At 44.8% G+C, this 18,508-nt stretch carries 19 protein-coding genes; 7 read left to right on the top strand and 12 right to left on the bottom strand.

All coding sequences use genetic code 11. The features are described from left to right. The first annotated feature begins 404 nt into the window (after positions 1 to 404). Positions 405 to 2,318, top strand: a complete 1,914-nt coding sequence (locus OJ16_RS16795) for a methyl-accepting chemotaxis protein (RefSeq protein WP_040992384.1) — start codon at positions 405 to 407, stop codon at positions 2,316 to 2,318. Between the two features lie 139 nt (positions 2,319 to 2,457). On the opposite strand, the gene OJ16_RS16790 is transcribed toward OJ16_RS16795, so the two are convergent. From OJ16_RS16790 to OJ16_RS16780, 3 genes are all read right to left on the bottom strand, one after another. Beyond that, entirely contained in the window at positions 2,458 to 3,375 is a 918-nt protein-coding gene (locus tag OJ16_RS16790) for an ROK family protein (protein ID WP_040992383.1), read from the bottom strand. A 229-nt stretch (positions 3,376 to 3,604) separates the two neighbouring features. Continuing rightward, complete coding sequence (gene sigZ / locus OJ16_RS16785; protein ID WP_040992382.1) at positions 3,605 to 4,177, bottom strand: RNA polymerase sigma factor SigZ; 573 nt, start codon at positions 4,175 to 4,177, stop codon at positions 3,605 to 3,607. Continuing rightward, positions 4,164 to 4,457 carry an ArsR/SmtB family transcription factor gene (locus OJ16_RS16780; protein ID WP_040992381.1) on the bottom strand — a complete coding sequence of 98 codons (294 nt, stop codon included), beginning with the start codon at positions 4,455 to 4,457 and terminating at the stop codon, positions 4,164 to 4,166. The genes sigZ and OJ16_RS16780 overlap by 14 nt, the downstream gene beginning before the upstream one ends. A gap of 195 nt (positions 4,458 to 4,652) precedes the next feature. Here OJ16_RS16780 and OJ16_RS16775 point away from each other — a divergent pair, with 195 nt between their 5' ends. Then, positions 4,653 to 5,735 (top strand): permease, encoded by a 1,083-nt coding sequence (locus OJ16_RS16775; RefSeq protein WP_040992380.1) that lies wholly within the window; start codon positions 4,653 to 4,655, stop codon positions 5,733 to 5,735. A gap of 125 nt (positions 5,736 to 5,860) precedes the next feature. Here the strand turns inward: OJ16_RS16775 and OJ16_RS16770 are convergent, their stop codons facing one another. Next, positions 5,861 to 6,616: a phosphatase PAP2 family protein gene (locus OJ16_RS16770; protein WP_040992379.1), complete on the bottom strand. Its 756-nt coding sequence runs from the start codon at positions 6,614 to 6,616 to the stop codon at positions 5,861 to 5,863. 313 nt (positions 6,617 to 6,929) lie between these two features. Here OJ16_RS16770 and OJ16_RS16765 point away from each other — a divergent pair, with 313 nt between their 5' ends. Continuing rightward, positions 6,930 to 7,847 (top strand): LysR family transcriptional regulator, encoded by a 918-nt coding sequence (locus OJ16_RS16765; protein ID WP_040992378.1) that lies wholly within the window; start codon positions 6,930 to 6,932, stop codon positions 7,845 to 7,847. Positions 7,848 to 7,953: 106 nt separating this feature from the next. On the opposite strand, the gene OJ16_RS20140 is transcribed toward OJ16_RS16765, so the two are convergent. From OJ16_RS20140 to OJ16_RS16745, 5 genes are all read right to left on the bottom strand, one after another. Then, the gene (locus tag OJ16_RS20140; protein WP_173425021.1) at positions 7,954 to 8,106 is read right to left on the bottom strand and encodes a hypothetical protein; all 153 of its coding nucleotides are present in this window, start codon (positions 8,104 to 8,106) and stop codon (positions 7,954 to 7,956) included. Positions 8,107 to 8,815: 709 nt separating this feature from the next. Further along, a complete protein-coding gene (locus OJ16_RS16760; RefSeq protein ID WP_040992377.1) occupies positions 8,816 to 9,649 on the bottom strand; it encodes an arginase family protein in 834 nt (277 codons plus the stop codon). Between the two features lie 5 nt (positions 9,650 to 9,654). Next, positions 9,655 to 10,380, bottom strand: a complete 726-nt coding sequence (locus OJ16_RS16755) for an IclR family transcriptional regulator (RefSeq protein ID WP_040992376.1) — start codon at positions 10,378 to 10,380, stop codon at positions 9,655 to 9,657. A gap of 382 nt (positions 10,381 to 10,762) precedes the next feature. Further along, positions 10,763 to 11,299, bottom strand: coding sequence for a dihydrofolate reductase family protein (locus OJ16_RS16750; protein WP_040992375.1), 537 nt, complete (start codon positions 11,297 to 11,299; stop codon positions 10,763 to 10,765). A 61-nt stretch (positions 11,300 to 11,360) separates the two neighbouring features. Further along, a complete protein-coding gene (locus OJ16_RS16745) occupies positions 11,361 to 13,037 on the bottom strand; it encodes a DUF342 domain-containing protein (RefSeq protein ID WP_040992374.1) in 1,677 nt (558 codons plus the stop codon). Positions 13,038 to 13,457: 420 nt separating this feature from the next. On the opposite strand from OJ16_RS16745, the gene OJ16_RS16740 reads away from it, so the two are divergent. Continuing rightward, complete coding sequence (locus OJ16_RS16740) at positions 13,458 to 13,733, top strand: nitrogenase-stabilizing/protective protein NifW (RefSeq protein WP_040992373.1); 276 nt, start codon at positions 13,458 to 13,460, stop codon at positions 13,731 to 13,733. Positions 13,734 to 14,138: 405 nt separating this feature from the next. Here the strand turns inward: OJ16_RS16740 and OJ16_RS16735 are convergent, their stop codons facing one another. Further along, positions 14,139 to 14,564, bottom strand: a complete 426-nt coding sequence (locus OJ16_RS16735) for a lipoprotein (RefSeq protein ID WP_040992372.1) — start codon at positions 14,562 to 14,564, stop codon at positions 14,139 to 14,141. A gap of 232 nt (positions 14,565 to 14,796) precedes the next feature. Then, positions 14,797 to 15,156, bottom strand: a complete 360-nt coding sequence (locus tag OJ16_RS16730) for a hypothetical protein (protein WP_040992371.1) — start codon at positions 15,154 to 15,156, stop codon at positions 14,797 to 14,799. 457 nt (positions 15,157 to 15,613) lie between these two features. Here OJ16_RS16730 and OJ16_RS16725 point away from each other — a divergent pair, with 457 nt between their 5' ends. The 3 genes from OJ16_RS16725 to OJ16_RS16715 are packed head-to-tail and all read left to right on the top strand — an operon-like array spanning position 15,614 to position 17,933. Next, positions 15,614 to 16,351, top strand: a complete 738-nt coding sequence (locus OJ16_RS16725; protein ID WP_040992370.1) for a CDP-alcohol phosphatidyltransferase family protein — start codon at positions 15,614 to 15,616, stop codon at positions 16,349 to 16,351. Further along, positions 16,344 to 17,276 (top strand): phosphatidate cytidylyltransferase, encoded by a 933-nt coding sequence (locus OJ16_RS16720; protein ID WP_040992369.1) that lies wholly within the window; start codon positions 16,344 to 16,346, stop codon positions 17,274 to 17,276. The genes OJ16_RS16725 and OJ16_RS16720 overlap by 8 nt, the downstream gene beginning before the upstream one ends. 9 nt (positions 17,277 to 17,285) lie before the next feature. After that, positions 17,286 to 17,933, top strand: a complete 648-nt coding sequence (locus OJ16_RS16715; protein ID WP_040992368.1) for a lysophospholipid acyltransferase family protein — start codon at positions 17,286 to 17,288, stop codon at positions 17,931 to 17,933. A 142-nt stretch (positions 17,934 to 18,075) separates the two neighbouring features. Here OJ16_RS16715 and OJ16_RS16710 read toward each other — a convergent pair whose 3' ends face one another. Next, a complete protein-coding gene (locus tag OJ16_RS16710) occupies positions 18,076 to 18,477 on the bottom strand; it encodes an NUDIX hydrolase (RefSeq protein ID WP_040992367.1) in 402 nt (133 codons plus the stop codon). Positions 18,478 to 18,508: the final 31 nt, after the last annotated feature.

Below are 18,508 nucleotides of genomic sequence, written 5' to 3'. Positions count from 1 at the left end.
GCAATGGGGTCACGATTCTGTCATTTGCCTTTTCTATGGGTTAGGCATAAGTGACTAACTTTATTGCAAATAACCGTACTACATTGAAACTGAGCAAGCCTCATGTCTGCCGTCACAGTAGGCCAGAAAACATTAACGTGCTGTGACGCTTTACAATATCCCTGCCCTAAGACATTCCCCCTCTCCAACTCCTCTTGACTATCGTTTGTAAAATTCTCACGACACACCTTGATAAACCCATCAATAAATTTGATTGAAATCTCACTTTTTTGTAAAGAAATGCAAACAACAGTCGATATGTTACCCGTGTTGAACCTCTCTACGAATGGAAGTCATCGCCAATTAAGGTAAGCCGGCGCGTAAACCTCACAATAACGACATGCTATAAAAAGGCCGATCAACCAATGAAATTAAGTTCAATTAGCATCAAACAGAAGGTGGTCGCGGGCATCACCTTTGCCGTGCTTGCATCCACGATTATTATGGGCATCATCGCTCAGGAGCAATCTCGTCGCTTGCTTGAGCACCACCTTATCGATATTGAGCTGCCCTCTATCCTTGATGACATTAGCAGCCAAATCGACCGTGAAGTCAGTGAAATGCAGCTTGCGGCTGAACAAATCACGAATAACGAATTTATTAAACATGCGGTCGATGGCACTGAAATCGATCCTCATGTACAGGCGATGTTGGTCAAAGAACTCAATAACGTTCGTCAACAATACAGCCTCAACGATGCCTCAGTCGCAAACCGTCATACCGCGTACTATTGGAACCAAGATGGCTTCTTACGTCAGCTTAACCCCCAGCAAGATGGTTGGTTTTTTGGCTTTACTCAATCGGGTAATGAAACCTCAGTCAGCATCTTTCAAGAGCCAAATGGTGACGTAAAGATGTTCACTAACTTCCAGCTATTGCACGGTTTAACCATGGCGGGTCTGTCTAAATCGATGGATGATATGGTGTCGCTGCTCAACAATTTCAAAATAGAACAAAGCGGATTTGTGTTTCTTACCGATGCGAATGGTCAGGTTAAAATTCACCGCGACCGCAACACATCCAATGCCTCTCTGAACCGCCTTTATGGGGCCGAAGCATCAAAGTTGCTCAATAAGTTTGGTTTCAACCTCATTGAAGCGAAATACCAAGGCGAACGCGTTTTTGTATCCAGCACTTATGTGCCTTCGATGGATTGGTTCGTCATCGGCGTTGTGCCAGTGGCGGAAGTGTTTGCTGAGTTAGCGGCGGTCGCGAAACAAATGATCCTGACAACGGCTATCATCGCTGCCATCTTTATCTTCTTGGGTGTTTTACTTGCCAATAGCATTACCCAACCCATTCGTGCTATTGCCATGCGTTTTAGTGACCTAGGCAAAGGCGATGGTGATTTGTCACAACGTATCGAAATTAAAAACCACGATGAGATCGGTCAACTCTCTGAAGGCTTTAATGGCTTTATTGAAAAAATTCATCAATCAATGACCGAAGTGGCAGAGACAAGCCACGCCTTGCAATCGGCCGCTGAAAACGTCTCAAGTCGAGCGCATTCCACTTACGACAATAGCCAACTTCAACGCGATCAAACCATTCAAGTCGTGACCGCGATTAACCAAATGGGCGCCACCATCAGTGAAATCGCGTCGAATGCCTCGACAGCAGCCGATACCGCGGCACTCGCATCCAACAATACTCAGGTGGGGCAAAATGTCGTCATCAATGCGAAAGAGATGATCAATCGTCTCGCTGATGATATTGATAATACTGGGCATGTGGTTGAAAAATTAGCTCTTACTACTCAAGAGATTGGCTCTATCTTAGATGTTATTCGCGACATTTCTGACCAAACCAATTTGCTGGCGTTAAACGCGGCGATTGAAGCGGCTCGCGCCGGAGAGCAAGGACGCGGCTTTGCCGTTGTTGCCGATGAAGTTCGTAATCTGGCCAGTCGCACTGCCGACTCGACCAACGAAATTCAAAAAATGATCAATCAGCTACAAAATGATGCGAAAGATGCGGTCGTGGCGATGGCGTCTGGAAAGTTACTGACGCAAGAAGGGGTCTCTTCATCCGATGAGGCGGTAGAGGTATTATCGACGATCTCTGAGCGTATTCATGATATTGCCGATCGCAACACCCAAGTCGCCACCGCGACTGAAGAGCAATCGACCGTGGTGTACACCATCAACCACAATATTGAAGAAATCAACGCGATTAATGAAGCCACAACCAGTACAGCAGAAGAATTGGCACTCGCCAGTGCTGAGCTGAAAGACTTGTCACAGCGCTTAGATACCATGGTAGGCAGCTTTAAGCTGTAAGAGATAGAGCATAAGAGTTTCATGGTACTCCTTCGGGCAGAGCCTAATTGAGTACCATGAAATGAATTACGGATACATTTTTCGAAAACACTACGCGAAAACACTGCGCGAAAACATTACGCGTGCATAATCTAGCGTGTTAGCACTCAACTAATCCCTTCATGACAGGCAAATAAGCTGCCCCCAACACCCCACTCGAATCACCGTGCAAGGCCTTGCGAATTGGCGTGGTAATGCTGTTGCTAAAGGTATGTTCAGCCAATTTTTGGGTGACTAATGGATAAATCACATCTTGATTGGATACACCACCACCAAGCACAATCACTTCAGGGTCGATAATATTGACGATGGTACCCAGCACGCGAGCTAAGCAATCGGCGTAATACTCAACGTGTTGGATTGCCTCAGCATCACCACCAGCATACGCGGCAAAGATCTCTTTGGCTGATAATGGCGCATGTTTAATGGCCCAAGTACGCTCAAACCCCGTTCCTGAAACAAAAGACTCATTGCAGTTAGTTGAACCACAATAGCATTTAACCGCTGGCCCATCGATGCGCGAATCAAAACCCGGTAGTGGATTATGGCCAATCTCGCCACCTAAACCGTGTTGACCATCGACAATATCGCCATGAATGACAACACCGCCACCACAACCGGTGCCAATAATGACGGCTAAGCATGAGTTCGTCGCTTCTTTGGCGGCCCCAGATTTAAATTCTGAGATTGCTAAACAGTTCGCGTCATTGGTTAAAGCCACTGGAATGGCATAGCTTGCACGTAAATCCCCTAAGAAATCTTGTCCATTAAGGTAGAGAATATTCGCGCCTTGCATCTTACCCGTAGCGCGGTTAATCGAACCACAACAACCAACACCAATTGATTGAACTGCTTCTTTTTCCAATAATGTGGCAATGACTTCTTTGACTGCGACCAAAAACGCCATGTAGTTTGTTTTTGGTGTATCAACACGTAAGCGATGAACCACCTGGGCAGTGTTAGGGGCAACAATGACCCCCTCTATTTTAGTTCCGCCGATATCCAGACCGATTAACATGAGCCTACCTCAACAAATTTCGATTGATTCTAGAGCGCTAATGGATTCATTGAGCGCATCTGAATGACAGTTAAAATCACGTTTAATAACAATGGCATGATATCACTGCCAAGAGTTCAAAAACGAGTTAACCGCCATAAACCACGCACTCATTTTACAAATCTCGCTTGGCTCTGTGAGGCACTTTGCAGTGTGACGTTGGCACCGAACACGACGGCTCTCTCGCCACTTAGCAGCGCGAACACCCTTCCGGCTTTTTCTGATAATCGATCACGTAACCATGTTTGTCTAATGTCAGATCACAACATTCTTCAAACAGCTTTCTTAATTCTCCACGGCTCTTCTGAACACGTGATTTCAGGGTGGAATAACTCACACCTTGCTGCTCTGCCAGTGTTTTTTGACTGATGCCTTCCAACTCGACAGAACTCAACAGATCGGCACTTTTTTCAGGCAACGCCTGAATAAATGGGGCGATACAACTGGCCATCTCTTGTTCAATGCTCTCAGAAGGCTCATCAAACCAAAGGTCTTCCGCCAATAACTCATGATCACGTTTAACACGCGCACGCTTGCGATAAAAATCAATGATCGTGCGCTGAGCGAGTTGAAATAGCCACGCTTTGATACTGCCGCTATTTTGCACTTCCGCGAGATTTTGATAAGTCTTAAGCAAAATTTCTTGCTGAAGATCTTCAACATCCGCCTCATTTGACACTTTACTGCGTAGGAACGCTTTCAATGAATGTTGGTATTGTCCCCAAACCTCATCGAAATTGAGGGCGTTATTAGCAGGCTTCATCAGCGCAACACTCGTCTTGAAGAAACCCAATCACATTGTCCAGGCATTGAAACTCGGCAACACAAAAAAGAGTACGTCCTTCACGACGCTGGCTAATCAAACCCGCAGAAGCAAGACTCGCTATATGGTGTGATAGCGTTGAGCCCGGGATATCTAACTGCTCTTGTAACCCACCAACGGCAATGCCTTGGTAGCCCGCTTTTACCACGCTTTTGTAGATAGATAGACGTGTCGGATGCCCAAGCTCTTTGAGTGCCTTAGCAACGGATTCTAATTCCATTATATTCTCCCACTAAATATATATTTCCAAAATAATGGAAATGTGAAAAAAGATCAATCTCATTCCTTCTCCATTCGAGTCGGGCAAAAGCGACGGAAAAAATATTTCGACATTTATGGAAATAAAACTTGATCCTCACTCAGATGTTTCTATAATTCGAGAATATTCGAAATTAAAGGCATCTTTGAGGTACACATGAGTAATGAATTAATGACAATGGCACGCGAAGCCTTAGACATGTTCGCATTCTTAGCGGTGGAATTGATCATTCTATTTCTCGCAATCAGCTATATCGTGGGGGTTTTGCAAGAGTTCCTAACGCCAGAAAAGATTCAGTCGATCTTGAGCTCGCGTAACGGTAAAGGGTACTTTGTGGCAGCGCTGCTAGGTTCTATCACGCCATTTTGTTCGTGCTCGACCATTCCTTTCTTAAAAGGTCTACTTCGTGCTCGTGCTGGCTTTGGCCCTATGATGGTATTCCTATTTGCCAGCCCACTGCTTAACCCTGTGATTATTGGTCTATTTGTGGTGACATTTGGCTGGCAAGTCGCCTTGTTCTACTTTGCGATTGCAATGGCAGTGTCAGTAATTGCAGGCTTTGTACTTGAAAAGCTGGGCTTTGAGCGTTACGTAAAACCAGAAGCGTATGAATCAGCAAATGCATCAAGCTGTTCAAGCAAATCAAGCTGTGGTGATAGCAAACCCGCTGTCGAAGCGCCTGCTGCAACCTCATGCTGCACGAAACCAGAACCGGTTGCTGCACCAACAAGCTGCTGCACAAGTACGAAGAAAGAGCCAGAAGTGAACATCTCTTGCTGCTCAACTGACGGCACCGCAACGGCGACAGTAGTCGAGACAAAAGAACCAAGCCGTTGGATGCGTATCTGGCTTTCAACATGGAAAGATTTTAAACAAGTTCTGCCTTACCTAATGCTAGGTATCGCGATCGGCTCATTCATCTACGGTTTCATTCCAACGGAACTGATTGCTGAATACGCAGGTGCAGGTAAGTGGTACGCAATCCCAGTTGCGGCGGTGATTGGTATTCCATTGTACATTCGTGCAGAAGCGGTTATCCCACTCAGCGCAGCGCTGGTACAAAAAGGGATGGCTCTTGGCTCGGTAATGGCTTTGATCATTGGTAGCGCGGGCGCAAGTTTGACCGAAGTGATCTTGCTGAAATCAATCTTCAAGAATCAGATGATTGCGGCATTCTTGGTGGTGATCCTCACCATGGCAATGGGGGCGGGCTACCTTTACACCATTATTTTTGGGTAACTCATCCCATAAAATAGACTGTTATAAATCAATGCGTTAATTGATAACGCCAAGCTCGATATAGAGCATAAAGCAAAAAGCAAAAAGCGAACCCTATCGGTTCGCTTTTTTGTTCTCATTGACTCTTACTGTGTCGATAATCGTTTGTGGAGTTTTAGCCATTCAAAGACGCGATCTGACCAAATAGAAAGATTGGGCATCGCGGCATAAACCAACCCGATGAATAGCACTGACCCCACCAAATCAATAGGCCGATGCATACCAATCCACAAACGGCTATACGCGACACCCACGCCCCATATAAGCAATATCCCCACTAAGCCATAACGCTTGTTTTCCATGAACACCCCCCCAAAACAGACTAAGCAGATCGCGACAAACATGGTGTGCCCTGAAGGAAAAGAGTAATCCGTTTCGCCAAGCCAATGTTGAGTTCGCCACGGGCTGACTTGTTCTGAGACTTGTTCGATCAGTTGATCTTGCTGACTGGACGTCAATTGATAAAAATGGGCAGGTTTCGGAATCAACAATTGATGGGTAAGCACTTCGGTGTAAGGGCGAGGACTTTCCGTCACATGCTTTAATCCTGTTTTAGCAGCAAAGCCGATAACCAAAATAATACCGAGCTGCACGAATTTTTCCCAACGCTGTTTTGGCGTCATACCGATGGTCATGCTGCCGATAAGCAGCACAGCAAGGGTCATCAGGAAGCCTTGCGTACCCGCTGAATTTGTCAGTACACCGTAGAACATCCCTTCACTATCACTCACTGAATCTAACAGTTCAATATGACTCACGAACAAGCTCATTGGAGCGATCAGCAAAAGAAACACAGCCAATACGGTAAGGCCATCGCGCTTAGCACATAGATAATCTTTCATAAAATTCAGCTCTCTATTGTCAGCAACCACCAACGCAGGAAAGAGATAACCTTTACATGCGTGTCAACTGGATAGAATAGGCAGGGAATCGGCAAAGAGTAGAATCACTCCTTGTCACGGCTGACGATATACTAGCCGAACCGATATAACTAAATTATCAAGTTGCTGTCAATTTGGCGAAAATTTATCCCTATCTCGCCTCGACGAGTCGCAAAAAGAATGGCACCCATATTATGTTGTGATAAATTATCATTTAACTTAGTGTTAATAATATTTCGTTATTATTGTTCCGAGAGAATCCGAGAGAAATAGCATGCTTAACCCACTGTGGCTAAAAACCTTTATGACCTTAATTGAAACGGGTCATTTTACGCGCACTGCAGAACGCTTATTTATGACACAGCCAGGCGTCAGTCAACATATCAAAAAACTTGAACAAGCCTGTGGTCACCCACTGATTGAACGTAATAAAAAGAGTTTTGAAATCACACCACAAGGTAAGATGCTGTTTGATTATGCAAAAGAGTCACAAAACCGTGAAGCACAGTTATTAGCCAGCCTTGAACCGGATTCTGCCTACCATGGCAACATCAAACTGGCATGCTCTGGTTCACTTGCGCTTCTACTCTATCCCCGCTTACTAGATTTACAATGTAAATGCCCAAAGCTCATCACCCACGTCGAAGCGGCACCCAATCGCAAAATTAAAGCGGACATACTCAGCGGCGTCGCAGATCTTGGCATCGTCACCAGTCAAACAAATGATCGACGCTATTTTAGCCAACCATTAAGCGAAGAGCCCTTATGCTTAATGTACCCAGCCCAATACGCACCGCTCATCAAGCTGAAAATAGGCGAACTGAAAAAATCCGATTTACAGCAATTGGGCTTGATCAATCATCCGGATGCCGAGCACTACCTCGCCCGATTTTGCGCCCATAGCGACGATCCTGATTTTGTGGATTTACGTTTTGATCAATTACCGATCACCGGTTACGTCAACCAGCTCAGCCAGATCTTATTACCGGTCGCAAAAGGGTTGGGCTTTACCATTCTCCCGTTGAGTGCGTTAGAGAATTTTCCTCATAAAGAGCAGATTGCTATCTATCAACCTAAGCAGGCAATTACTGAAACATTGTATTTAATTGCAAAGCAGCGTCCATGTATGCCAAAACGCTTCAACACTGTGATAAATGAGATAGAACAAGCACTTGCGCGTAAAAAATCGTAATGGAAATGGGCTAAGCCAGTAAAGAAATGGGTGGTAGAAAACAAAAAAGAGCCTTAGGGCTCTTTCGTCGAAATTGAAAAGGGATAAAAAAGGGATAAATCAGAAGTTATGCTTCTAGCACGCCTTGTCCGGTCACTTCACACAGCAGCAAAGCGTCTTCAATATCAACATGTAACCCCATCATCGGCAAACCGTGATGACATACCCAAGAGCCTAAAAAAACCGCAATAGCGACTGAAAAAATTGCCAGCATAAACATAGCATTACCTCTCTTGAGTGGGATTGATGCTTTAAATTTATGCCTCAACACCGCATTAGTCAACCAAGTGAATAACAAAATCGATACAATGTCACAAAAATTATGCCAATACTCAATTTAAAGAGGGCTCACTTTTTAACCAATTTCATTAGATTAGAAATTTATCACATAATCAGGCTTAATCTTGCGTTAAGTCACTGTTTACAAGCGATGGTACGGTTTTTTCTGAAGCACATTGTTGGCATCAAACATGCTTAAACAATATTGAGCATTAAAATAAAGTTAACACATTGTTTTAATTAAACTTGGTTTTTGTGAACTTTTTCTGACGTTTAATTGTCAAAAAAATTAAAGTGATATGTCATCCACATTACCGATTTTAAGTAACAGGCTTTGAGCATGAAAATGTGACCAAGGTCCTAGCTATGTAAAGCAATCAACGCTACATTCAAAGAGTTCATGAAGAACGTATTCAAACATGCTCATATGAGAGCGCCATTTCGTGAGGAAATGTCATGAAGAAAATGAGAAAGGCACAATTACATCGAGTTCGTATCCAATATTGGAAAGATACGAATAAACAGGCAAATAAAGCTGATTAATGTGCTGTTTTAAACGTCTAAGCTGGCTCATTAGCCAGCTTTTGAATTTTTAGGTCCCATCACAAAGGTTTACTCTACTGCGCCCCTCTAATGTACAGCGCAGTGTATCAGGCAACCTTGTCATTGTGAGGGATCAAGCTTACCAACTCTTGCAATACACTCAGTGTTGATTTGGCGAAGATATGCTTATCTTTCCAACCGACCAATTGGACCAATTTCACTTTTTCTGACAGCAAACACTGGCGAATGATCCGCGTCACCATTTGCACCTCTAAGTAATGCTCACTTTCTAGACGAGATTTAGGGCATAGAGAAGCGAGATCAATATTCAGCACAATTTCATCGCAATGAGAAAGGTAGTTCGCCAATTGCTGTTTAACATGTAGACGATGCCCAAACTGACACTCTGACAGAGTGAGCCAATTCAAACCTAAATCTTCCGCGTACTCGAATGTTTTTTCCGTCTGAGAAGTCGCATCAATTCCCATACAAAATAAACGACATTCGTTGAATCTGGCCAAGGAAAAATGATAAACCGACCCCGCTTCGGGCTCTAATGTCGGCTTAATTTCAAATTGATTGCCAACATGCACGATACCAAGCTCTTTACGCTTAGCGTGCAGCAAAGGCAAAGCATGCAAGAGAGTCTCAGTACAATTGGAAAACACAACAGGGAGGTTGCTTGAGTCTAAATAACGGCTCAAGTTTAATTGATAGTGCGCGATCATTTGATCGGAAAGTGAATAGTGGCCACCGTTACACCATTGATTATGGTCTTGCTCGGTGAGCCACTCAAAGACGTCTTCTAAACTTTGGTCAGCCATTTCGAACTCAATACGTTTCATAGGCTTAATAGATTGGCACGCACTCATCAAAATCATTGAGTGCGGAGGTAAAGCCACTGGATTAAGCATTTTATTACGTCGAAATAGGCCAAACATACGTATCACCTTTCTGGGGGCAGAGCCCTCGCAGCTTGAAGCACGTGGAGAATGATCCGTTGTTGATTTTGCTGCACTCGGTGTGCTGGCGCCATCACAGAGATTGCTCCCACGAGCTTTGATCCTTTCATAACAGGAGCACTGATACCGGAAACCCCCGGATCAATTTCAGATGTACTCACCGCATATCCTTGCGAGCGAATTACATCAAACTCTTGTTGCCATTCGTTAATCAGATGAGCTTCACCAAAATAGCGTAAAATCTTTTCTCGGCGCTGTGCTGGCATAAACGCAAGCATCACTTTAGAAGACGCACCTCTAAGTAAAGGCTGGCTTTGCCCTTGGACATAGCTACAACGCAGTGCTTGCATGCTCTCTTTGCGACTGACGCACAACGCGCGGTAGCCTACAGGCACCATATAAGCCGCCATTTCACCCGTTTGTTTTTGCAAACGGTTGAGTACCGCATCAACAGAATCTAAATCATGTTGACTGGTTTCATAGCTGCGCATAAGCAACAAAGCTGCCGGACCGATGATCAAGGTTTTGTCACTTGGACTTTCTTCGATCAAGTTCCATTCTTTAAGCAACTTTAGATGACGATATAGACTACTAATCGGCGTGCCTAGCTGCTCACTCAGCGTCTTCGCTGTTACCGGCTCTTCATTCACTGCAACTTGCATTAAAAGCTGTAGGAGCTTTTCGTTAACCTGTCCTGAGTTCTGCTTCATCGAGTTCACACTTATGTTTTATCTTTTCCTAGAAGAGTTGCGCAAATTGTATTCCTAAACGATGAGAAATTATAAACAATAAAGTTTACTAATTACCACCGAGTGAGAATGTTAAAAAACTCAAAACCCTAGACGTTTTTATACAATCTGTGCGTTTATGATCGTATAACTTAGATTTAGAAAGGTTTATTATGCATTTATGAGTGATTTATCTAGCGAATAACGGGATTCGTAGTGATTTATTGCGGGTATTGCGGAATGGTTCTAATAGCGGGAATTTTCTTGCTACTTTTCTTTTCTGGTAAGAAAAATAATGTTTGAATCTCAACGAGAATCAAGATGAAACCTTTATAGATGCATAAGGTTTCATCCCAAGCCTGTTTTATTCTCTTTCTCGCACAAAGTGGTTCTGGACTAGGCAATCAACGAATTGCTCAGACTTAACGTGTCTAAATTTAAGTGGCGCCTCCAAATCTGCAAACAGAGGGATTCCTCCGCCAAGCAAAACCGGAATAGTCGTGATGATCAGCTGATCAATCAGATCGGCTCGCAAAAAGTTTTGGATCGTAACGCCGCCATCAATATAGAGGTTTTGATAGCCCTGCTGATGAAGATCAGAAAGAATCGTAGAAAGATCGCCTTGGATTAAAAAGACTTTATCTTCATAACCTGACGGCACTTTTGTCATGGTATTGCTAAGGACAAACACCGGTTTATTGTATGGCCACTCACAGTCGAAACTGAGTACTATCTCCAGTGTGTTTCTTCCCATGATTAAGGCATCGATGCCTGCCATAAACTGGCTAAAACCAAAATCAAGCCCATCAGGGTTAGGGATATCATGTAGCCAATCGATTTGATTGTTTTTATCCGCAATGTAGCCATCTAGGCTCGTTGCTATATAAACGGTATTTGTCATGTGAATTGCTCGCCAGTTACGTCGTTTAAAATATTCGTCTGTTACAAGCCTCTATTCTAGATCAGAAATCTTGCGTTAACGCATCTTCATTCAACGTTGTTGAGCACTTAATTTCAAATTGATTAAAGCGGAAAAAACTCGCGCCATGCGAGCGCTTTGTGGTGATTCGTTCTTCCCCAAATTGTATCGTTACGTGTGTGAATACTTTGCTGGTGACTTCAATGACATTTTCATCGAGTTGACGCGTGAACTCCGCACTATATTCATCACGAGCTAGGCGAATTTTTTCTAGATTGGCATTGGCGGCCAATTTACACCGTGCGATTTGATCTTGCTCTTCTTCGCTTCTTTCCGCCTTTGGCCGCTTTTTAAATTCGAGCTCTTTACGCACCGCATTCATCGTGGCTTCTTGCGCCATTAAATAGTGGGCTTTGTATTTGTTTTGGCGATCTTTGTACATCTTGTAACGAGCAAAAGCATGGACATGTGTGGCGGTGTCCCCTTCAACACCTAAATTGACGCAGGAAACCTTTCCACCAACTTTTGTTGTGCCCCCACTCAATGTGCCCGTTCGCCCGGTCTCATCTCTAATCGTTAAATTCTGGCCACAACGCATTTCATTATTCATGCCGTACTGGGCGAGCAGAATATCATTGCCCGCTTGAAGTTCGCTAAACTGGGCATAGTTTGCTTTGATACACCCACCCGCTTTCACCGAACATGATTTTGGCTTTCCATCAGAGACATTGTGCCCGATGATTCCCTTTGCTACTTCAATATCGCCTTGCGCTTGTACATTGGCCGATTCAATGAAACCTGAGACGACGATATTACCCGTCGCTCGCACAATCATGTCTGACTCAATATTGCCTCGAACGATCACATTGCCTTTGAATTTGACATGCCCAGTCGCGACACCAATCGAATTCATGACCAACACTTCGTCCACATCCACCGTCGCGGCATGCAAAATAGGCATGCCCGAAATAAGGGCCACCAGCACGTCAGGATCACTGTCTGAAATCGCCGAATTTTTACCCTCTCGAAGAGGGGCATCTTTACCGTCACCGGCAGGGAGTACTTTTCCCTGAACCGTCAGACCCGGAGTGCCTGCTGTTGGGGGAATTCGACGCATGAGAGGTTGCCCTACCGCGACGTTAATCGTTTCACCCAGGTTGAGCATATCAACCTTCCCTGTCGCATCTTCAACCGGGGCCAGCACTTGTTTGGAAATATCTTTTACTAGAGCAATAAATTTGGCGTTTTTACCTTCAATCGGCTTTCGTCCTATCGCGACAGCTTGAGTAAATTGCTCACCTGCGGACAATTTTGCTCCCATCGCTAACGCTTTTTTTAGAGCCAGTTTATTGATGCCTTTTGTCACTGAAGCTCGGGCAAGCGCATGGATAAGTTGCAGACCTTGAGGCGCTTTGCCGCCATAAGCACCCGTCACGATCATACTGGCGAGCATATCGTTGTCTGTCACAACGACTTCAACGCTGGCATCCCGTATTTCAGCAATGACAATCCCATGGAAAGATTCCGACTTCCCTTCTTTTGCCAGTGCAACAAAACGCTGTACGGCGTCTTCCTTTACGAAATACGCGCCTGCATTAAGTTCAGATAAGATGGCACGGAGTCCATTTTGGTTAAAATCACGCTTTAACGTCATATCTTTTGGTAAGCGTGCAATCACCTGATTTTTATCGTCAGACAACGAGACGATATCCTTCCACATAGCGTATCAATCCTGGTCAATTCTCCGTGCTAGTGTATATAAATTCATATTTTGGAAGTATGAATGAGCTAGCACTTTCTGATTAGAACAAGAGACAGATCTTAAAAAAAATACATTAAATGTGATAACGAACGAAGTCATCCTGCGTAGCGCTTCTACGGGGGAGGTTATTCACCGCGGCGCGAATGAATGGGTTTTCCATTTGAAGCGTGGTGAAATCACGACAAACACAACCATTTTTTGATATTTTAGCTCAAGGCCTGCACGCACTCTTTAAACTAAAAATATCACAGCGATACCCAAACAACTTGAAGATGCCGGTCGGCGAAAAGCATACAAAGCCTCTGAGTATCAATGCGCTATGTGATGAGGTTTAAGAGTGCCAGCCAACACTGCTGCCACTTCAAGTAGGACAGAGATATGAGCCAGACAGACATTCAAAAAACCATTGCCAGCTTCACTTCCATCGAACAAGCACTGACTTATTTTGATATTGGTTATGACAGCCAATTCATTGCGCAGTACGGCACGCAAATCGTTAAGCGTTTCAATGGCTATTTGATTTTACAAAAACCTGAGGATTGGTTTGAAGCACGAAGAGCATTGAAAAACGCCTATTGCAAGGTTCAGCGTTCACGTTTAGATAAGATGACAAGGCAAGCATGCCGTGGCTGTACAACCTGCCAACGGCGTTAAATCGATTTTTATTGAAACGGACTAGATAAAAGAACCGATGGCGAAGCGGCTGCGGCAAAATACCGCCAACAACGCCACCGTTTCAAGTACGACTCGTTCAAGTCGCGCTCATCCATGTAGCGATAAACCCATCAACACCCAAATTAATTGGAACGGTGGCTAGGCGGCAAATAAGCGAATCTCTAGAGCATAGGTCACGATGTGATTAGAGCGAGAGAACGCAGCCAACAACACCACCGCTTCAAGTACGACTCTCATCCATGTAGCGATAAATCCATCAACACCCAAATTAATTGGAACGGTGGCTAGGCGGCAAATGAGCGAATCTCTATGAGCATAGGTTACTATGTGATTAGAGTGAGAGAACGCAGCCAACAACGCCACCGTTTCAAGTAAGCAGGGTGTTTACATGACACACTCTTGGGCTTCCTTAGCCTTCTCAACCCCACGCTCAATCAAAGACTGCGCTTCTTCATTGCTGATGCTTTCCATCACTTTATCCATTAATTTCTCTGCTGCAGACTCAGATGAAACATCAACTAGGCAGCTGTAGGCATTGGCAATGTGTTCTTTCACATCATTGAGCGCTTGAGGGTTACTAAAATCCGCTTCTAACGCTGCTTGTACCGATTCAGCCAGTTTTTCGGCTGAATCTGCCGCTTCCCCAAACTGATCAAGATTCAGCGCATTAAGATCAACCGATTCAATTTTTTCTTGAAGGCTATCTACTGCATCGTTTGCCGCGTCTTGTGCTTGTTCAATAGCTTTGCTGGCATCATCACAACCCGTTAAAGCAGCCACTAACATCAGTGCCGTAAGATATTTTTTCATATTGACCTCTTAAAAAGAATGAGTGACATAATCGGATATGCCCTATCTCTATTTTAAATCAACCAATGCAGCCCGCAAATGAAAAGTTCAGCGCTAGCCAGAAGCTAAGGGTTCGGGCCGACGTCTACATTATCAAGACGATCAAGGTGACAACGTCACAAATGTATTCGGTAAACCGCTCAGGAGAGTTGGGATCTCGTAGGCTCATCCCAACTCTCGAACCGTTCAACGGTTAGGCTTTTTCATCGAAGGCAAGATGAGAGTCAAGGAAGAACGTTGAATGGGCTTTAAGAATAGCGGTAGTGGCAATAATGCTACACAGCAATAATGTATCGGCGGCCATGCCACCAAATAGATGAATAAACGTCGCGATAATCATCATGGCAACTCCGCCAACTTGATAGGGCATTAACGTTTTCAGCTCAGCGCGTCGACCATTCAATGATTTCATGCCCTCGTCGTTTAGACGCAGTACAGAGTGGCAACAATGACAACTGAAACAGCCATCATCAGTAATTTTATTAATGATTTTCGCGGGTAAAACCGTGTTCGCTGCGCATTTTGGGCAGTGGTAGAAAAGTGATGTTTTCATATGCCAATTCCTAGAGCATAAGGCGTCAATGAGACCTAAAAGGTCAGCCTACAACCAATAACAACATGTGTTCACGTTACCGAAATAGAGTGAACTGACTGGTTTAATCAATTTCTTTAAATTTTAATAAAAACATAAACCTAGAGAGGTTGTAATTATACTTAACCGGTTCGGTCACAGCACAGACCTGCATCTCATAACGCCGATCTTTAAAGGAAATAACGCACTTCATCAGTAAGAACTTTGCCCAATATCACACTCCATAAGGTGGCAATGAAAGGCCTCTGCCTTCCAAGAGAGGCTATTCATATTTCCTAGCCTCGCGCTAGGTAAATGCATCAAATTTTCTAGGGGTGACCCGCATATTTGGTGTTCATAAATCAAACTCTTGTGACTTTATTTTCAATTAGTTCCGAGTCGTTATAATGCAATTTCATTCAAAAAGGACTGTGATTGCATGGAGCATCAAGAAGAATCAAATCGCCGCCCACTCGCGGTGCGCAATATACCGGTGGCCAAACGTATTGCCGTTTGGCTTAGCCAGAAAAACATCACCCCCAATCAAATTTCACTTATGAGCATCGCCTTCGCCGCAATGGGATTCGCCTTTGCTACGGGTGAGCATTTTTGGCCCACCCCAATCTGGTTAATCTTGTTCGCTACGGCGATTCAAATGCGTCTGTTGTGTAATCTGTTTGATGGCATGGTGGCTGTTGAAGGAGGCAAGAAAACCCCGGCTGGCGAATTGTTTAACGATGTGCCCGATAGAGTTGCCGATCCGCTCTTAATCGTGGGGGCCGGTTTCGTGACGGGCTCAGAACTTGGGCTTTCATTCGCTTGGGTTGCAGCCTCGCTGGCAATATTGAGTGCCTATATACGTGTGCTGGGTTTCAGTATGGGTTGCCCTGCTGATTTTCGAGGCCCAATGGCCAAGCAACATCGCATGGCACTGCTAACCATCACATTAGTTGTCATGGCGTTTAGTCAGTGGTTTGAGTGGTTGCCTAGCCTAAGCTTGTACCTGATGGATGGTACGCTCGTGCTAATGGTACTCGGCTGTGTGTTAACCTGTTGGCGTCGCTTGGTGTTTATTTTCAATACCAAAGCACAACAAGAGCAAGAATCCCAAATCGCCCCCGCCAGCCCCTCAGCCCCTACCCGCGAATCCATCGTGAGTGAGCACAACCATGACTAGTATTCCAATCCACTCACTGCACATGATGGCCGCAATCACCTTAGTGCTGATTATCGGTACCTTAGTCTACCTCTACTTATCGCGTCGCCATCCGAATAAAGATTACCATGAGCTAAAACTGCGTATCCGCTCTTGGTGGTGGATGATTGGGATCGTCTTTGTGGTGCTCTATCTGCCCACCCAATACACGCTGATCTTTGTCGCCTTCTTAAGTTTTATGGCACTCAAAGAGTTTCTCTCGATCGTACCGATCCGTATGACGGATAGACGCGTGATCTTTTGGGCTTATCTATCGATCCCCTTCCATTACTACTGGCTCTCGATCGGCTGGTATGGCATGTACATCATCTTTATCCCGGTCTACATGTTCCTTTACCTGCCGATGGTGGCTGTACTGATTGGCGATACCAAAGGCTTTATACGGTCTGCAGGGATCGTTCACTGGGCGCTGATGTTAACGGTCTTTTGCGTCAGTCATATGGCGTATCTCTTGGTACTACCGAGTAAGAATCCTGAAGCGGGTTCGATGGGAATGCTGTTGTTCTTATTGGTCTTTACGCAATTTAACGATGTCTGCCAATACGTTTGGGGTAAGAGTTTTGGCAAGCACAAGATTGTGCCTAAAGTCAGCCCGAATAAAACCTGGGAAGGATTCATTGGCGGGGCCGCAACGATCATCATCACCAGCTATTTTGTTGCACCTTACCTCACCCCACTGACGGCCATGCAAGGACTTGTCGCAGGTATGATCATCGCTTTTAGTGGTTTTATTGGTGACTTGGTTATTTCATCGGTAAAACGCGACCTGAACATCAAAGACACCAGTCAGTTTATCCCAGGTCATGGGGGCATTCTTGATCGTATTGATAGCCTGATGTTCACCGCCCCCTTGTTTTTCCACTATATCTATTACCTGTACTATTAAGGGGATAACATGAAAATATTCAAGGTGTTATTCGTACTGCTGTTTGTAAAGCCACTGGTCTTTGTTGGGCTGGGCCTTAATGTGATTAATCGACAAAATCTACCGCTTAATGGTCCGATGGTGGTCGCCGCCAATCACAATAGTCATTTAGATACCTTGGTACTGTTGGCTCTGTTTCCCATCAGCATGGTACACAAAGTTCGCCCTGTCGCCGCGGCCGATTATTTTTTGAAGAATAAGCTCACTGCGTGGTTATCGCTCAACGTTCTGGGCATTATTCCTATTCACCGCTCACCGAGTAAAAGCGACCGCCATGCCGTCTTTGATGAATGCCATAAAGCGCTCAACCAAGGCGATATTTTGATTATCTTTCCTGAAGGCAGTCGCGGTGAACCGGAAACCATGAGTGGTTTAAAAAAGGGCATTTATCATTTGGTTGAGGAACATCAAAATTGTCCGGTGATCCCTGTTGTTATGCGTGGCTTAGGCCGAGCGTTGCCAAAAGGTACGGCGATGTTTGTGCCATTTAATTGTGATGTCGTTCTAGGCAATCCGGTTGTTCAGTTCAACAATGCCGAAGATTTTCTTAACACGATGCAAAGCCATTATCAGCAGCTTGCGCAGGCGTGTATCGTGACTCAATACGAGCAGGAATAGGAATAGGAATAGGAATAGGAATAGGAATAGGAATAGGGCCATATAAGCGCCCTAAACATAGAACATTCAAGCAAAATCGCCGCTTCAGAAGGCAGAAAACAAGTCATCGTAACCAAACGTGCTTTCTGCCCTTTGAAGACCGTTAGCGAATCAGGCTTTGTGCTTTGAGCCAATCCATCGCAACCAACAACGCTTGCGAACATACAGCCTTATCGTCCATGGCGACAAATTGAAGCTCTTCAATTTCCGCTTCTGGGCTCATATCACCGGTGAAGTCGGCAAAGTAACAGGTCAATTGCACCGTTACCCCAGCCGCTTTGCCGTCAGCGGGGGCGCGAAAGGTCTCGGCGTATTGAATAGTACCCGGCACCAAATCAACCGCCAATTCTTCTTGGATTTCTCGAATCAGCGCTTGTTCATCGCTCTCACCCTGCTCACGCTTCCCACCCGGAAGATAAAACAACGTTTTACCCTTTGAACGAACCGCCAACAACTGGCCTTCACGAATGTGAAACCATGCCAATTTATCGATAATTTTTTCCATGTATGACCTCAATCTTAGGCGATTATCTCAA

It is taken from the genome of Vibrio renipiscarius, assembly GCF_000827885.1.
GTDB lineage: Bacteria > Pseudomonadota > Gammaproteobacteria > Enterobacterales > Vibrionaceae > Vibrio > Vibrio renipiscarius.
This window is presented reverse-complemented; position numbering and strand designations above follow the sequence as displayed.

Coding starts and splice junctions, on each gene's coding strand:
- OJ16_RS16795 (WP_040992384.1), top strand. CDS start 405: ATGAAATTAAGTTCAATTAGCATCAAACAGAAGGTGGTCGCGGGCATC.
- OJ16_RS16790 (WP_040992383.1), bottom strand. CDS start 3,375: ATGTTAATCGGTCTGGATATCGGCGGAACTAAAATAGAGGGGGTCATT.
- sigZ (WP_040992382.1), bottom strand. CDS start 4,177: ATGAAGCCTGCTAATAACGCCCTCAATTTCGATGAGGTTTGGGGACAA.
- OJ16_RS16780 (WP_040992381.1), bottom strand. CDS start 4,457: ATGGAATTAGAATCCGTTGCTAAGGCACTCAAAGAGCTTGGGCATCCG.
- OJ16_RS16775 (WP_040992380.1), top strand. CDS start 4,653: ATGAGTAATGAATTAATGACAATGGCACGCGAAGCCTTAGACATGTTC.
- OJ16_RS16770 (WP_040992379.1), bottom strand. CDS start 6,616: ATGAAAGATTATCTATGTGCTAAGCGCGATGGCCTTACCGTATTGGCT.
- OJ16_RS16765 (WP_040992378.1), top strand. CDS start 6,930: ATGCTTAACCCACTGTGGCTAAAAACCTTTATGACCTTAATTGAAACG.
- OJ16_RS20140 (WP_173425021.1), bottom strand. CDS start 8,106: ATGTTTATGCTGGCAATTTTTTCAGTCGCTATTGCGGTTTTTTTAGGC.
- OJ16_RS16760 (WP_040992377.1), bottom strand. CDS start 9,649: ATGTTTGGCCTATTTCGACGTAATAAAATGCTTAATCCAGTGGCTTTA.
- OJ16_RS16755 (WP_040992376.1), bottom strand. CDS start 10,380: ATGAAGCAGAACTCAGGACAGGTTAACGAAAAGCTCCTACAGCTTTTA.
- OJ16_RS16750 (WP_040992375.1), bottom strand. CDS start 11,299: ATGACAAATACCGTTTATATAGCAACGAGCCTAGATGGCTACATTGCG.
- OJ16_RS16745 (WP_040992374.1), bottom strand. CDS start 13,037: ATGTGGAAGGATATCGTCTCGTTGTCTGACGATAAAAATCAGGTGATT.
- OJ16_RS16740 (WP_040992373.1), top strand. CDS start 13,458: ATGAGCCAGACAGACATTCAAAAAACCATTGCCAGCTTCACTTCCATC.
- OJ16_RS16735 (WP_040992372.1), bottom strand. CDS start 14,564: ATGAAAAAATATCTTACGGCACTGATGTTAGTGGCTGCTTTAACGGGT.
- OJ16_RS16730 (WP_040992371.1), bottom strand. CDS start 15,156: ATGAAAACATCACTTTTCTACCACTGCCCAAAATGCGCAGCGAACACG.
- OJ16_RS16725 (WP_040992370.1), top strand. CDS start 15,614: ATGGAGCATCAAGAAGAATCAAATCGCCGCCCACTCGCGGTGCGCAAT.
- OJ16_RS16720 (WP_040992369.1), top strand. CDS start 16,344: ATGACTAGTATTCCAATCCACTCACTGCACATGATGGCCGCAATCACC.
- OJ16_RS16715 (WP_040992368.1), top strand. CDS start 17,286: ATGAAAATATTCAAGGTGTTATTCGTACTGCTGTTTGTAAAGCCACTG.
- OJ16_RS16710 (WP_040992367.1), bottom strand. CDS start 18,477: ATGGAAAAAATTATCGATAAATTGGCATGGTTTCACATTCGTGAAGGC.